The sequence below is a fragment of the Anaerotignum faecicola genome, assembly GCA_024460105.1.
In the GTDB taxonomy this organism is placed as follows: domain Bacteria; phylum Bacillota; class Clostridia; order Lachnospirales; family Anaerotignaceae; genus JANFXS01.
Map to the genome: position 1 here is coordinate 1 of JANFXS010000004.1, position 16,292 is coordinate 16,292.

A 16,292-nucleotide genomic window follows, 5' to 3' on the forward strand; every position below is an offset into this window, starting at 1 on the left:
GAGTATTTATTATACTCTCTTTTCACATTTTGTCAATACCCTTTTTGAAGTTTTTTATCCCTTTGGAATCCCGCATGTTTTCTTTCCTTTTATATAGGCTTTTATTTAAGTCCCATGCTTTCTCCCGTCGGCCTCCTTTGGGTGACACGAGTATTTATTATACTCTCTTTTCGGCTTTTGTCAAGCCCTTTTTTTAAAACTTTTTCGACTTTTGTTTCATCCTTAACGCAGTGGAAGCTGTCATTCAAGCGCGTTCCAATCCGCCGTTTCAGGTGACACGAGTATTTATTATACACGTATTTTGACAAATGTCAACATTTTTTTTGAAAATTTTAAATCAATCCTTTTCCCGCCTAAAATCGGGCTTTAGGACTGCTTAAATTATTCCCGTACATACAAAATTTATACATAAAATACCTCTTGTAAAAAATAAAAGGCACGGTTTTATATTCCGCGCCTTTTTTAAATCAGAAATTAAGCTTTATTATTTCCGACTTAACGGGCTCACCGTACAAATAATCATCTGTTTCATAATATTCAATCACAAATTCCGCTTCTTTTAAATCAGCCGGACTGCTAATCCCAAACTTTGCCGTCTCGCTTCTGTCCAACGTAATTGCGCTTAAGGCCTTTTTGCCTCCAACTACTTCACAGGATCCATATTGCGACGCCATATAACCGTTAACGGAAAAATCAATAACGTCAACCAAATAATTTTTATCGGAATTATTTTCGATAAGCAGATCTATGCTTAAATCGTCAAAATCATCTATGCTTACCCCCGTATATGTAACTTTAATGTCACCGGAATCGTAAATTACATTTCCGTTTTCGGACTTTTTAATTTCGCCGATTTCTTCCTGCACAGGCGTCTCCCCGATATATACGGTCGCCGTTTCTTTATCCCATCGGACCTCTTTCCCCACCGCTTTGGCAATATCTTCCAGAGGAAGGTATAAAACGCCGTTGAATATAAACGGCTCTTCCGCCGCGGCTGTCTTTCTGCCGTCGGCAACAATATTAATCCCGCCGTATTCAAGCGTTTCAATGCCATCATTATCTTTTGCCAAAACCGAAAAACAGCCGCAATGGGTTAAAGTAAGTACGCAGGCAGCCGCTAAAAAAAATTTTTTCATAACCAAATCCTCCCCACCTGATACGCCGCAAAAAAAAATAAAAGTTGCTATTTGTATTATATCATACAAACAACAACTTTCAACAAAATACACAAACAAATTTGCCGATTATTCAAATACCCGTCCGTTTTGCCGCTAAATCCGCGCGCAAAAAAGCGGGACAAAAGCCCCGCCGAAAAATTATCTTATAAACATAATAAGAGCGGCAATAATCATAAACAGCGCTCCGCCAATCTTAGTATACCTTGAAAGCGCCCCTTCGATGGAATTGCCTTTGTTTTTGCTCCAGTAGGAATCACCGCCGTTGTTGCTGCCGCCCATTGCGCCGAGGCCGGCCGCACGCTTATTCTGCAAAAGGATAATAACTACAAGGCAAACGGCTATAACCATTAACACCCCTGTTAAAACCATACCAACTGTGCTCATTATATAAACCCTCCGTTTACTTACGCATAAAAATCAGCTTTTTTATACAGCGCCTGTATTATACCATACCATTTATACAGTATCAACAGTTTTTTCAAAATAACGGCAGTATTTTCTTGTACGCCCTGCCGGCCGGCTTAAATTTTCCGAAATTACATACATATATAATACCCGTTTCTTAAAGTTATAGTATATTAGCTTTACAATGGCCTGCGCGTACCGCATGATAAATTTTTCCGCTCTTTCGCGCTGCAAATACTTGACCGAACGCTCCGATTTCCCTTTGAAAAACGCCGGGCGGCATGAAACGGAAACCTTGTTATTTGTGCCGGAACATATAAGGGTCCTCCGCTCTTTATAATAATTTTACATAATAAATACAGAAACTAAATATTGCTGTGATAGTATTTTCGATAACGGTCGTTATGTTTCAAAATTTTCAGGAGGTAATTCAGATGAAAAAAATAAAAAACAGATGTTACAAAAACAGGGAAATGTCATGGCTCCAGTTTAACGGGCGTGTGCTCGAAGAAGCCGACGACATATCCGTTCCCCTTTGCGAAAGGCTGTCTTTCCTCTCCATATATCAAACTAATCTGGACGAATTTTTTATGGTTCGGGTAGGCGCTTTGACAGACCAAATGCATTTAAGCGCAGAAAGCCGCGACAATAAGACTCATATGACGGCAGGCGAACAAATATCGGCGGTTTTAAAGCAGGCGCGCCTAATGGGCGGGGAAAAGGATCGGGTTTACGCAAGCCTTATGACGTCCCTGGAAGCGGAAGGGGTGCGCCTTGTAAACTTTTCCTCGCTTTCTCATGAGGAGGGCAAGGCAATAGAGCGTTATTTCGATACGGAAATAAGCCCGCTGCTTTCAAGTATAGTAGTAGGCAAAAAACAGCCGTTCCCTTTTCTAAAAAATAAAGAAATATACGCCGTGGCCGTAATGGAATCCAAAAACGTAAAGGAAAAAATAGGCATAATACCATGTGCGCCGGGACTTTTCAGCCGCCTTGTACCCGTCGGATCAAAGCCTGGCGCTTTTATGCTTGCCGAAGAAATTATACTTCATTTCCTTCCCAAGGTTTTTAAAAACTATAAGATATATTCAAAATCCCTTATCCGTATCACCCGCAACGCCGACATAGACAACGAACAAATATATGACGAAGACCTTGACTATCTGGAACAAATGGAAAAGGTTATAAAACGCCGCCGTAAGCTGGCTCCGGTACGAATGGAATATACGCGCCGCCTTGACGGGGACGTTACGGAAAAACTTTGCGGCTATATGAATCTTAGGCAGAACGGCACGTTTTACTCGGAATCCCCTCTTGACCTCTCATTCTTTTCGGATATAAGGGACATTCTCAGAAACCGGGAAAGCTTGTTTTTTAAAAGGCGCTCGCCGCAGAAACCCGCCGGAGCGGACGAAAGCCGCAGCATATTATCCCAGGCGGCCGAAAAAGATATACTTCTTATGCATCCGTACGAAAGCATGCATCCCGTCATACGCCTTCTGCATGAAGCCGCGCATGATACAAGCGTAGTTTCCATAAAAATGACGCTTTACCGTCTGGCAAGGGAAAGCAAAATAGTAAACGCCTTAATAGACGCCGCTGAAAACGGCAAACAGGTAGACGTGCTTGTGGAACTTAAAGCGCGCTTTGACGAGGAGAACAATATCGAATGGTCAAGGAGGCTTGAGGAAGCGGGATGCCATGTCATATACGGCCTGGACGATTTAAAGGTTCACTCCAAACTGTGCCTTATAACACGGAAAACATCCGAAAAAATAGAATATATAACCCATGTGGGCACAGGCAACTATAATGAAAATACAGCAAAACTGTATACAGATCTTTCCCTGATAACCGCAAACCCGCTTATAGGAAAAGATGCGGCCCTGGTTTTCCAAAGCCTGTCTCTCGGGCAGACGGTAACTGACAGCCGCTGCCTGCTTGTAGCCCCCAACTGCCTTCAAAACCGAATAATAGAAAAAATCGAACGCCAGCGTCGGCTTGCATTGGAAGGCAGGCCTGCATATATAGGCATAAAAATAAACTCGCTGACGGATAAAACCATAATAGACGCTTTAATCCGCGCTTCTATGGCGGGCGTCAAAATCGATATGGCAGTCAGGGGAATTTGCTGCCTTCAGTCAAAGATTCCGGCGCTAACCGATAATATAAGGGTTATAAGCATTGTCGGGCGGTATCTCGAACATTCGCGCATATACATATTCGGTCTTGGCGGCGAAAGCGAAATATACATATCATCAGCCGATTTTATGACAAGAAACACGCTCCGCCGCGTTGAAGCCGCCGCGCCCATATACGATAAAAAAATCAAAAAAAGGATATGTTCCGCATTTGCGCTTATGCTTGCGGATAATGTGAAAGCAAGGGAACAGGAAGCCGACGGAAGCTATAGACGAATACCGGCCCTCACTGAACCCGTTAATTCGCAGGAGATATTTTATGAATTGGCTTATGCGGCGGCCGAAAACAGGCCGTCGCCGTATTCGTCCCTTATGGAAACGGCGCTTTATAATCTGACGTCCCCATACGCCGATTCCGGCCCCTTCACAGAAGCCTCTGCCGGCCAATGCCCCCCGCAGGACAACAACACGCGCCCTTCGGAAAATAATCCCCGCTTTACAGGCGGCGGCAATACTGAAAATATTATGCAGGAAGAAATTATTATAAACGAAACGGTTCCCGAATCCGATTCCTGTGAAAAAAACGGTAAAAAAGACTCTTTGTACAGCGGGCATATCGAAAAGGAAAAAACAAACAATAACGGCAGTTTCCCCGTTCCCGCCGTAAACGAAAGCATACGCCGCAAAAGCGGCGGCCTTCCGCCCCTTTCCTTTTAAGGTTTGCGGGAATCCAAATAAAAACAAGAGGTGTAAACAAATGTACGGAGTAATCGATATAGGAAGCAATACAATCCGCCTTTGCATATATGAAGCGGCGGGCGGCGATATAAATCTGCTTTTCAACAATAAAAACACAGCCGGGCTTGCCGGATATGTTAAAAACGGCGCGCTTACGCAAAAAGGGATTAAAAAAGCGTGTTCCGTGCTTAAACAGTATAAGGCTACGGTAAAAAATCTGCCTGTCGAAAAACTTTTTGTTTTCGCCACGGCATCGCTCAGGAATATAACAAATACAGACGAAGCCCTTCAAACCGTTTATAACGAAACCGGCCTGGAAGTGGAAGTTCTCACCGGCGGCCAGGAGGCAGTATATGATTTCATAGGGGCGGCGCGTTCAATGTCCCTTGAACGCGGAATACTTATAGATATAGGCGGCGGCAGTACGGAACTTCTCGTATACGAAAAAGGTAAGATACAAAATTCCGTAAGTTTTCCTTTCGGTTCCCTTTCAATGTATTCAAGCTGCGTATCGGGGCTTTTTCCTAAAAAGAAGGAAAAAAAGGAAATTATAAGCCGCACGGAAGAATTCATTAAATCAGTCAAATTCCTTGAATATAAGGAGTTCAGTACGGTAATAGGCATAGGCGGCACAGTGCGCGCCGCAAAAAATATGAACAATGAAACGTTCGGTTTTCCATCGGAGAACAAAGCCATAAAGGCGGAAAATATAAAAAAGCTTCTGGAAATACTGTCTGGAGATGAAAAGCACGTCTTGAAAAAAGTTCTCCGCACGTCGCCCGAACGTGTGCATACGCTGATACCCGGCATGCTGATACTGGAAACCGTATGCAAAAGCGTAAACGCCGCAAACATATATTCAAGCCCTTACGGGGTGCGGGAAGGATACCTCTATCAAAAACTTTATCCGGAAAACGCCGCGTCCCGATCGGAAACTCAGCCCGACGCTTTCCTGCCGCCGCCGAATTTATAATAAACCTCCGTTGGCTCCGTTCGGCACGCATATTGCTCCGTATACACGCCGTGCAGTTAAAACCGCCCCTCCATACGCGTACGGCAGGCACGCATATGATTGCCGCCGTCCGGCCTTTTAAGCCTTCCATAAGCCGGCATCATACGCTTATAATAAAAAAGGCAGGATTTTCACAGCGTCAATCCTGTTAAATCCTGCCTTGTAAGCAACGTTTCTTTTTGTTCCGGGCATACTATGCCTTATCCGTGTTATTTTCCAAGCATTTCCTGAACTTTTGCAAGCATCTCAGGATCTACAAGGCCCGCCCCTTCGCCTACATATTCGTCATATACGGGCGCAACCGCTTCAATAAACGGCGCTTTGTCAACTTCCGTTATTTTAACGCCTTTTTCGGCTAAAGTAGTTTCAAGTTCCGCGTTCATATCGTCGAGAACCTGCCTTTCATAAACCTGCGCTTCCGCAGCCGCTTCCAAAACCGCCGTCTGAAGATCTTCAGGCATGCCGTCAAAGTAACTTGTCGAAATGAACAGCGGAGCCGGCGCATAGAAATGTCCCGTCATTGACAAATATTCCTGCACTTCATAAAGCTTTGAAGAATCAATTATTGCAAGCGGGTTTTCCTGCCCGTCAATCGTTTTCTGCTGTAAAGCCGTAAAAAGCTCTCCCATTGCCATAGGCGTAGGGTCGGCGCCCATTACGGAGAACGTCGCCATATGTATCGGGCTTTCCATCGTCCTTATTTTAAGCCCCTCGAGATCAGCCGGCGCAAGCACTTCATGTTTGCTGTTCGTTACGTTCCTGAAACCGTTTTCAAAGAAAACGAGCCCCTTAAGTCCGTCGCCTTCAATACTTCCGAGTATTTCCTCTCCCAGATCGCTGTCGCATACCATTCTCGCCTCTTCCGTTGTATCAAAAAGGAACGGAAGGTCGAAAACAAGGAACGAATCCGTAAAACTTGAAAGCACTGCCGTTGAAACAAGCACCATTTCCTGCGTGCCGAGCTGAAGGGCCTCAACCATATCCCTTTCGTTTCCTAAAGTCGAGCTGTGGAAAACGTCTACTTTTATTTTTCCTCCGCTCTTTTCCGCCGCAAGCTCGCCAAATTTTTCAAGCCCAAGCTGGTAAGGATGTGTATTGGCAAGCACATGGCCCACTTTTATGCCGTATTCGGCGTCTGCCGCCGCGCCTTCGCTTCCGCCTTCATCGCCGCTTTCAGCGCCGTCCTGCTGTGTCTGGCTTTCCGGCTGTGCGGCCGTATCCGTTCCGCCGCATCCCGTAAGCGGTACTATTGCAAGCATAAACGCCGCCGCGATCCCTAAAATCCTTTTCTTCATAAAATCCCCTCCTAAAATAATAAAAATAATAAAACCCATTAGCTTCAGTTTGCAAGGGCGCCCACTGCCCATAAGGAAAATTTTTCCGCATCCCCCCTTATATGCCTGCCCCGGGTTCCCCCTCGAAATCGCGTATGCGTCTTTAACCTCAAAATTTTTTCTTCTGAGGCGGGAGAGTTTTAACGAACGTTAACGTCGTAAGGGCAAAGCGAAACGCGATCCTCGGCAAGACGCTTTAACGCCGCTATTGATCCTCCGCCGCCTGTTAAAACCGTGCGCGCTCTTGTAAACTGAAGCTAATTACATTTTTTATTATACACCGCTGCCGCGCGCCCCGTGTTACAAAAAAAAACTCCTGAAATTGTCTATAATATATAAAGCCAAAAAATAAACCAATTTAATTTGCTTTTGCATGCGGCTAAAATGTGCTTTGTGTACAAAAAAGCCTCCGCCGTCAAATGCGGCGAAGGAGCCTTTTGTTAAATATGTTGGATAATATGCCGTTGTCGGACATATATTTTTTACACACTTACTCAAAACACAAGGCGTCCTCCGAAAAAACATTTCCAAAATGACTTAACGGCGGCATCGTATTCACACTGTTTCCGGCATATATTATAATACTTCGTTTTGCCTGAATCAAAACGTCCCCTTTTGCCGCATACCTTACACTTTAACTGACGTTCCGAATTCTTTTACCGCCGCATATGTCTTTTTTATTCCTCAATGCCGTTTCTTTGCCGTTAACCCCGATCCTCCGACGCATTTTTAGCCGCACCGCATATATCCGTGTTCGCATGGACGCTTACTGTGATTTGCCGCCCAAAACCGCCGCGGACGAAAATCTAAATAAATACCGCCCCCGCCGAATTAAAAAACTTCTATAAACAACACTCCTTCAACGGCCTGCATGCGGCTTATAAGCGAATATTCCCCGCCGCCGCCGAATTCCCCTTCAACGGTCATCTGGACGGCCCCGAAATCGCTTCTCCCGTTAGTTATATATTCAATCCCGCTTACGGCGTAACCGTATTCCTTAACGATTTTTATTATATCGCTCATTTTGAAACGTCCGTCATGTTCAATATAAAACGCGCCCATCTGGGTAGATTTTATATATTTATGGTCAAGCTTGTTTGCCGTATGAAGCACGGCGATGATTGCGGCGCACATAATAACGGCACATTCATAGTATCCTATGCCGATAACAAGCCCCATGCATGCAGAAGCCCACAGCCCCGCCGCCGTAGTAAGCCCCTTCACATGCCTGTGCCCGGAAACTATGATAGTTCCGGCCGAAAGGAAGCCGACCCCGCTTATAACCTGCGCGCCCATCCTGGACATATCGGAGCCGGGCGAAAGGTATACCGAAATATACTGATTAACAATCATAACGCTCGCCGCGCCTATACAGACAAGCAAATGCGTCCTAAGCCCGGCAGGCCTGTGCTTTTTCCCCCTGTCAAAACCTACAATCCCTCCGCATATAATGGCGAATACAAACCTTAAAAGCAGCGACGCCATATTAAGCTGGCGGAGATAAAAAACAAATTCATTCAATTCTTTCATTGTTCCCCTCCAAATAAACAGCCGCACTATAATATAAATTATAATACGCTTCAATGTAAAGCCATATGGCAGACATACAAAAATACGGCGCCGTACGGCTTTTAACTTCCGCTTTAAGTCCGCATTGCGCGCCTTTTGCATTTTTTCCACACGTTTAGCAAAACTATCCGCGCCGTATTTTATATCGGGCGGCAGCTTCAGTCTGCATATAATTTATTAAATAAAAATCCCCGTTCCGGCCGATTTGAACGCCGTATAAAAAAATTTATACTTTTTTCCAAAACCCTTTGACATTTGGAAATATACGTTGTATAATACCTCTCACATGCAGGTGTGGTTCAATGGCAGAACGTCAGCTTCCCAAGCTGAAAACGAGGGTTCGATTCCCTTCACCTGCTTGATAAAGCACAAAAGGCTTAGCCTTCTTGTGCCTTATTTTTTTGTATAATTGCAGGCAGGCCTTGCTTTCAGCCATGCCCCGGCCTGAACCGTAAGTTTTAACCGATACTTTATTTTACACGAAAGGGGATTATAATGTCGCACTCAATAAGTAAAAATTTCAATTTCTTCTCATTGTTTGCCTTTGCGCTTCCTACAATGGCTATGATGGTCCTTGTATCGCTTTATACAATAGTGGACGGCATATTTATATCCCATTACCTCGGCAGCAACGCGCTTTCCGCAACCAACATTGTATTTCCCATTATAAACGTCCTGCTTGCCGTAGGCATTATGCTTTCCACGGGCGGCAACGCTATCATAGCAAAAAAGTTCGGCGAAAATAAACCGCGGGAAGCAAGGGAAAATTTCAGCCTTATAATTTTAACAGCCGTGCTTTTCGGCGTTTTTGTACTTATACTCGGCCTTTTATTTGTCGAAGAAATAGTAATGCTTCTCGGCGCAACGCCCATATTGATGGATGACTGCGTGACATACCTGGAAATAATGATGTATTTCGCCCCGGCCTGCATGCTCCAAGTGCAGTTCCAGACGTTTTTCGTAACGGCCGGCAAGCCGTCCATAGGCCTTGTGCTTGCAATAGCGGGCGGCGTGTCAAACATATTCCTTGATTACCTTTTCCTCGGACCGCTCAATATGGGGATAGAAGGCGCGGCGCTCGGTTCGGGCGCAAGCCAGCTGATACCCGCCGTTTTCGGCGTCGTATACTTTTTTACGGTAAAAAAGGAGCTCTACTTTGTCAGGCCTAAGTTTGATAAAGGCGTGCTTATAAAAAGCTGCGGCAACGGATCATCGGAAATGATAGGCAACCTTTCCACAGCCGTTGTAACATACCTTTTTAATGTAATGATGCTCAGGTTTTTAGGTGAGGACGGCGTTGCGGCCATAACGATAGCCATGTACGGCCAATTTCTTTTCAACGCCATGTACTTAGGTTTTTCAATGGGCGTCGCTCCCGTTTTCAGCTACAACTACGGCCTTAAAAACGTAAACATGATGACTCGGCTTTTTAAAATATGCATACGTTTTGTGTGCATATCTTCCGTGGCAATCAGTATTTTGGCCATTTGGGGCAGCCCTTTTATAGTAGAAGTATTTTCGCCTAAAGGCACGAACACTTATGAGATAGGCGCTTACGGCCTTGTGCTTTTTGCTTTCAACTACCTTTTTGCCGGGTTCAACACATTTTCATCGGCCCTTTTTACGGCGTATTCAAACGGCGTAGTTTCGGCGGTAATTTCATTTTTAAGGACATGCGGGTTCCTCGTTGCAAGCATACTGATACTGCCCGAAATAATCGGCGTGCCGGGGATTTGGATTTCCGTTCCCGTTGCGGAGGGATTAACGTCCTTTATTTCGGCTTTCTTTTTAATTAAGCACAAAATTTCAAAAGGGTATAAATACGCCCCTAAAAACAGCGCGCCGCAATAAACTGCGGCAATATAAATATTTAAATCATACCTTCGGTTTTAATCCGCTGCAAACCCAAACCGTAAAAAAGCATATATAAAAGCCGCCGTTAAAACACGGCGGCTTTTATTATCAAAATACTGATTTTAATAAAACAGCTTTGCCTCCCGTTTGCAAAAGCGCATACGCCCGCATAAATTTGACTGTCCGTTCTATCGGCGGAACTTTCCCATACAATATCGCCTAAACCTCCGGCCCCTGCACATAGTCCTAATATATTAAGATTCCCCGTTATGTTAAAAGCATTATTACCAAAACAAAAACAAGGCAAATCATTTAGCGCCGCATAAATTATGCGGCAATCCCGCCGTTTTCATTTCCGATAAATCATGTTGTCACGCCCGTATCGCCTTTTTCGAGCCGTCCGCCGCTAAAACTCTTTTTTCCTACGGTATTTTATTATCAATATCCGTTCATTCCCATGTAAACGCGCTTTTACGTTCCAACTCCCCGTTTTTGCCTGCGCCGGCTTTTACCGGTTTTGTTTTCGCCGCTTTTACACTGCCGTTACATACCGCTCAATTATCATAATATGTTTTCAACGATTACAATATCCTGCCTAAAAGCTTTTCGCCTTATCGACGGCCCTTTTCCAGCCGTCGATTTTTTCAGCCGCAAAACTCCTGTCCATTTCAGGCGTAAATACGCGTTCCATTTTGTTAAGCGTTTCAACCTCGCGGCGGCCTTTCCAAAATCCCGTCGCTATTCCCGCAAGGAACGCCACCCCAAGCGCCGTTGTTTCCGTAACTGAACATCTCTCCACACGGCAGTTTAATATATCGGCCTGAAACTGCATAAGGAAATTATTTGCGCTTGCCCCTCCGTCCGCATGCATTTTTTTGATGCCGAAACCGCAGTCTTTTTCCATAGCGCGTACCACATCGTATACTTGAAACGCTATGCCTTCAAGGGCGGCGCGCACAATATGGTTCCTTCCGGCGCCCCGCGTAAGCCCCGTTATAACACCCCTTGCGCCGCTGTCCCAATACGGAGTGCCAAGCCCCGTAAAAGCGGGCACCACATAGACCCCCTCGGAATCCTTCACCTGCTGAGCGCAGTATTCGCTTTCCCTCGACGATTTTATCATGCCCAGCTCGTCCCGCAGCCACTGTATAACGGCCCCCGCTATAAATATACTGCCTTCAAGGGCATATTCAACTTTGCCTCCTATCCTCCATGCAATAGTTGTTACAAGGCCGTTTTCCGATTTTATAATGTTGTTTCCCGTGTTCATAAGCATAAAACATCCCGTGCCGTATGTATTTTTAACCGTTCCCTCTTCAAAGCAGCACTGGCCGAAAAGGGACGCCTGCTGATCCCCCGCGATGCCGCTTATGGGAATTTCCGCCCCGTTTAAAATATTTTTGTCGGTATAGCCGCATATGCCGCTGCTGTCCACGACGGCCGGAAGCATAGACGGGAATATCCCCAGCTCGTCAAGTATATATTTATCCCACTCAAGCTTTCTTATATTATAAAGCATTGTCCTTGACGCGTTTGAATAGTCGGTTATGTGGAGTTTCCCTCCCGTCAGGTTCCAGATAAGCCATGTATCCATAGTTCCGAATATCAGGCGGCCGCTTTCGGCCTTTTCCCTTGCTCCGGGCACGTTGTCGAGTATCCATTTAATTTTTGTAGCCGAAAAATACGGGTCAATCAAAAGCCCCGTGTTTTCCTTTATGTATCCTTCAAGCCCGCGGTTTTTAAGCTCCCCGCATATGCCCTCGCTTTGGCGCGACTGCCAAACTATGGCGTTATAGACGGGCTTTCCCGTTTCCCTGTCCCAAACCACTGTTGTTTCCCGCTGGTTTGTAATGCCTATGGCTTCAATCTGCTGCGGTATTACATTGTTTTTATAAAGGCAGTCCCTTATAACGCTTAACTGCGTACGCCAAATTTCCTCAGCGTCATGCTCCACCCAGCCGGCTTTGGGAAATATCTGCGTAAATTCCTTTTGGGAAATGCCTTCAATGCCGCCGCTTTCATTAAAAAGTATCGCGCGGCAGCTTGTAGTGCCCTGATCCGCCGCAAGTATATATTTTTTCATGACCCCGCCCCTTTCTGCGTTAATATGGATACGTTTACGGCCGCTTTTAAGGCTCCTTCCGCCGTACTGCACCTAGCCCGTTTCCCTGTGCGGCCGCCGCATAATTTTTGAAGCCCCTTAATTTTAATTTAAGTATTTTTTACAAATCAATATATTCGGCTTACATCCCGTATAAAGTTATAAACAGGCTGCCCGCGCGCCGTACGCCTATCCGAAAATATCCTTTAAAACCCTTATGCTTTCCGCGCCGTATTCCTCAAAATAAGGCCAGTCCGCTTCAAGGCTTAACGTGCCGTTATACCCGCGCGCCGAAACCGAATTTCTAATCTCCGTAAGAAATTCCCTGTCGTCGTCCGTAACAAACATTCGCCCGTAATCTTTAAGCAGACGGCATACATGAAGCCGCCTTACATAAGGCATAACATATCCTATATCTTTTATATCCTCTCCCATGGCCTCCATATGGTAAAAATCCAGCACAAGGCCGATCCTTTCGTCGCCGCATCTTTTCATAATTTCAAGGGCATGGGCCGTAAAATTGCAGTAATCCGTCATATGGCTGTGCACGGCTTCAAAAAGCACTTCCTGTCCGTATTTCCCCGCTTCCGCCTGAGTCGCCTTTAAGAACTCCACGGCTTCATTGTCGGCCTTTTCAATGGGATATCCTTTAGGAAGCCTTCTTGCCGCGGGGCTTCCCACGCCGATGGATTTTATGCCCAGCCTGTTTCCGCGTTCGGCCATTTTGGCGGCGTATGCGGCCGCTTTTTCGCGGGAAAATCCGCCGCCCACTATGGGAACGCCGGCCCCGCAGTAGGAATTATATCCGATTACTTTAAGCCCCGTCCTTTTCACAAGTGAAACAAAATCCGAAAACGTCCCTTCGTCCATCTGCGCTATCTCCGTGCCGGCCGCCTCAAAATACCCGTACCCCAACCTTGCGGCGTCCGTATAGTATTTTACGGGAAGGCATACGCCTATATCCATTAAAAATCACTCCTGTCCGTAAATTATAAAATTCAGCCGTAATGATGTTTTTCCCGTCAGCCGTTTTTTTCCAAACGCATGGAACGCCCTTTAAAGCGCCATAGCCCAAACAGATGTGGTTATAAGGCAAAATATATTGCTTAACATAACGCTTTTCGTGGCCATTGACGGGTTTGCGCCGAACTTTTCGGCAAGCACAACGCAAAATACTCCTGCCGGCAGTCCCCAGCTTAATATAAAAACGGTGCTCATAAGGGAAGTATCCCCAACTATAACCCTCAATATTATAAAAGCTATAACAGGCATAAGTATAAGCCTTCCCGCAACTTTTGGATAAACGCTCAAATCGCCGAAAAATTCCTTCCCTTTAATATCTGCAAGCTGGCTTCCCAAAACAAACATTGCAAGCGCCGCCGACGCGCCGCTTATATTCTGCACCGCCCCCGAAATAAAATCCGGCAGTTTGATTTCAAAAGCAAATAATGCGTACCCGATTATGACGGCGACAATAGGCGGGCTTAAAAGCTCTTTTATTTTCATTTTTTCCTTAACGCCGGCGCTCCTGCTTATTATGGTATATATAATAGTAAAAACACATATATCGCTTATTATTTCACAAATCGACACATACAAAAGGCCCTCCGCCCCGTAAAACTGATTTATAAGCGGTATTCCTATAAACCCGGTATTCGGCACAAGGAGCGCTCCCGCAAGCACGCTGCTTTCAACCCTGTCCATATGCCGCGCTTTGCTCCAAACAACCCATATAATAAGGCCGATAATAATCATAACCGCCCAAAACACCGCAAGGCTTGCCATACGCCCCATAAGCTCGCCGGTTTTTTCAACCTGCAAAGCGTTTATGATAATAGCCGGAACTATAAGGTTAACTATTATGTTTGAAACGCTTTTTGTCTGATCCTCGTTAATCATTTTAAGTTTCTTGAATATAAACCCCGGCAGTATCATCAAAAGCAGCATAGCCATTGAATTTACAAGCTGTGAAAACGCCATAACGCCATTCCCCCTAAGATTTTGTATGCAGATAATTATACTAGACAAAAAATAAAAAATCAACAACGCCCGCCGTTTATACGTCCAAAATATTCATATGTTTTGCATAAAAAAAAGGCCCATTTATATGTTTTATCTAACATTCCCTAAAAAAACATATATAAAATATCAGAATTATTGCATTTATGCTTATTGAAAAACTCATGCTTGTATGCTATATTTATTGTGCGTGTTAAAAATACAACAATCATTTTTATTTATTATTTTAAGGGGGAAATATTAATGAGAAGCCATATTACGACAAAAGGCCTCGAGAGGGCTACCCACAGGGCGCTTTACTACTCGATGGGCCTTCTTCCTGAAGACCTTGACAAACCGCTTATAGCGGTTGTTAACTCACAAAACGAATCAATGCCTGGACACAGGCACCTTGATAATATAGCAAGGGCTGTTAAAGAAGGTATAATCGCCGCCGGGGCAACCCCAATCGAGTTCCCTACAATCGGCATATGCGACGGTATCGCACAGGGCAACTACGGCATGCATTATCCTCTTGCAAGCCGCGAACTTATAGCCGACAGCATAGAATGTATGATGAACGGCCACAGCTACGACGCTATGGTCCTTGTAACCGACTGCGATAAAATAACGCCCGGTATGATTATATCGGCGGCGAGGCTTGATCTTCCCACAATAATCATAAGCGGCGGCGTTATGGCTACGGGCAGCTTTAAAGGCCAGAAAGCCGGATATACCGATCTTATGGAATCTTCGGGCCTTGTACAGCGCGGGCTTATGACAAACGAAGAATTAAGCGAGCTTGAACAGTGCGCGCTTCCGGGATGCGGCGCATGCAACCTCCTCGGAACCGCAAACTCAATGAATTTCCTTACGGAAGCCCTCGGATTATGCCTTCCTGGCGCAACGCTTCCTGCAATGAGCGGCCGTAAACTTGCCGTTGCAAAAAGGACAGGTATGAAAATTGTGGAACTCCTTGAAAAAGGCATCACCGCAAAACAGATCCTTAACGAAACGGCCGTTCACAACGCTCTTGTTGTAGACATGGCAATCGGCGGAAGTTCAAACACAATGCTTCATCTTGCCGCAATCTGCCATGAAGCAGGCATACCTTTCAGCTTTGACGAAGTTGAAAAAATTGCCGCTCAGGTTCCGCATCTCGTTAAGCTTAAACCTGCCGGCATCCACTACCCGGCAGATTTCGACGCGGCCGGCGGTCTTTCGGGCCTCATGTCAAGGCTTAAAGAATACGGCTTAATCAAGGACAACCTTACCGTTACGGGCAAAACGCTCTTTGAAAATATCGAAGGCGCAAAAATACTTGACGATGAAGTTATCAAAACAAAAGAAACCGCATATTCGCTTACGGGCGGCCTTAAAATTATATACGGCAACCTTGCTAAAGACGGCGCGGTATGCAAAAAAGCCGGCGTAGACGCCGCAATGCTCAAGCACAGGGGCCCTGCAAGGGTATTCGATCAGGAAGAACCTGCTGTTAAAGCAATTTACGGCGGCGAAATCAAACCGGGCGACGTAGTTGTTATACGTTATGAAGGGCCTAAGGGCGGCCCCGGCATGAGGGAAATGCTTACGCCTACATCTGCAATTATCGGCATGGGTCTCGGCGAAAGCGTAGCGCTTGTTACAGACGGGCGTTTCTCCGGCGCCACAAGGGGCGCGGCAATCGGCCACGTTTCTCCTGAAGCGGCAGAAGGCGGTTTGATCGCGTTTATTAAAGACGGCGACATGATTGATATAGATATTGAAGCGGGCGTTTTAAACCTCGACGTTCCCGAAGAAGAAATCGAAAAGAGGAAAGAAGGCTGGACGCCTCATCAGCCTCCTGTAAAACCGGGCAGCTATCTTGACAGGTATTCAAGGCTTGTATCAAGCGCAATGGCCGGAGCAGTATTCAAAAGGTAATCCCACCTCATAAAGCGGCTTAAACAAAAAAGGCATGTG

The 16,292-nt window shown here is 45.6% G+C and carries 11 protein-coding genes, 1 tRNA gene and 1 pseudogene; 5 read left to right on the plus strand and 8 right to left on the minus strand.

The window, feature by feature from the left end; all coding sequences use genetic code 11:
* Positions 1 to 101 precede the first annotated feature (101 nt).
* The 3 genes from NE664_07250 to secG form a co-directional block, all read right to left on the minus strand.
* On the minus strand, positions 102 to 248 hold the full coding sequence (locus NE664_07250) for a hypothetical protein (GenBank protein MCQ4726451.1): 147 nt from the start codon (positions 246 to 248) through the stop codon (positions 102 to 104).
* Between the two features lie 219 nt (positions 249 to 467).
* On the minus strand, positions 468 to 1,136 hold the full coding sequence (locus tag NE664_07255; protein MCQ4726452.1) for a copper amine oxidase N-terminal domain-containing protein: 669 nt from the start codon (positions 1,134 to 1,136) through the stop codon (positions 468 to 470).
* A 180-nt stretch (positions 1,137 to 1,316) separates the two neighbouring features.
* A complete protein-coding gene (secG, locus tag NE664_07260; GenBank protein MCQ4726453.1) occupies positions 1,317 to 1,562 on the minus strand; it encodes a preprotein translocase subunit SecG in 246 nt (81 codons plus the stop codon).
* Between the two features lie 455 nt (positions 1,563 to 2,017).
* Between secG and ppk1 the strand changes: the two are divergent.
* Positions 2,018 to 4,075, plus strand: a pseudogene (gene ppk1 / locus NE664_07265) (polyphosphate kinase 1).
* 406 nt (positions 4,076 to 4,481) lie between these two features.
* The gene (locus NE664_07270; protein MCQ4726454.1) at positions 4,482 to 5,435 is read left to right on the plus strand and encodes a phosphatase; all 954 of its coding nucleotides are present in this window, start codon (positions 4,482 to 4,484) and stop codon (positions 5,433 to 5,435) included.
* A gap of 248 nt (positions 5,436 to 5,683) precedes the next feature.
* Here the strand turns inward: NE664_07270 and NE664_07275 are convergent, their stop codons facing one another.
* Both NE664_07275 and NE664_07280 read right to left on the minus strand, forming a co-directional pair.
* On the minus strand, positions 5,684 to 6,769 hold the full coding sequence (locus NE664_07275; GenBank protein ID MCQ4726455.1) for a TRAP transporter substrate-binding protein: 1,086 nt from the start codon (positions 6,767 to 6,769) through the stop codon (positions 5,684 to 5,686).
* Positions 6,770 to 7,639: 870 nt separating this feature from the next.
* Positions 7,640 to 8,338 carry an MgtC/SapB family protein gene (locus tag NE664_07280; protein MCQ4726456.1) on the minus strand — a complete coding sequence of 233 codons (699 nt, stop codon included), beginning with the start codon at positions 8,336 to 8,338 and terminating at the stop codon, positions 7,640 to 7,642.
* 327 nt (positions 8,339 to 8,665) lie between these two features.
* Here NE664_07280 and NE664_07285 point away from each other — a divergent pair.
* Both NE664_07285 and NE664_07290 read left to right on the plus strand, forming a co-directional pair.
* Positions 8,666 to 8,736 (plus strand) — tRNA-Gly (locus NE664_07285).
* A gap of 136 nt (positions 8,737 to 8,872) precedes the next feature.
* Positions 8,873 to 10,228 carry an MATE family efflux transporter gene (locus NE664_07290; protein MCQ4726457.1) on the plus strand — a complete coding sequence of 452 codons (1,356 nt, stop codon included), beginning with the start codon at positions 8,873 to 8,875 and terminating at the stop codon, positions 10,226 to 10,228.
* 598 nt (positions 10,229 to 10,826) lie between these two features.
* Here NE664_07290 and glpK read toward each other — a convergent pair.
* From glpK to NE664_07305, 3 genes are all read right to left on the minus strand, one after another.
* Complete coding sequence (glpK, locus tag NE664_07295; protein MCQ4726458.1) at positions 10,827 to 12,314, minus strand: glycerol kinase GlpK; 1,488 nt, start codon at positions 12,312 to 12,314, stop codon at positions 10,827 to 10,829.
* Positions 12,315 to 12,521: 207 nt separating this feature from the next.
* Positions 12,522 to 13,298, minus strand: a complete 777-nt coding sequence (locus NE664_07300; GenBank protein ID MCQ4726459.1) for a sugar phosphate isomerase/epimerase — start codon at positions 13,296 to 13,298, stop codon at positions 12,522 to 12,524.
* 90 nt (positions 13,299 to 13,388) lie between these two features.
* Complete coding sequence (locus NE664_07305; protein MCQ4726460.1) at positions 13,389 to 14,312, minus strand: AEC family transporter; 924 nt, start codon at positions 14,310 to 14,312, stop codon at positions 13,389 to 13,391.
* Between the two features lie 282 nt (positions 14,313 to 14,594).
* Here NE664_07305 and ilvD point away from each other — a divergent pair, with 282 nt between their 5' ends.
* Positions 14,595 to 16,253 (plus strand): dihydroxy-acid dehydratase, encoded by a 1,659-nt coding sequence (ilvD, locus tag NE664_07310; protein MCQ4726461.1) that lies wholly within the window; start codon positions 14,595 to 14,597, stop codon positions 16,251 to 16,253.
* Positions 16,254 to 16,292: the final 39 nt, after the last annotated feature.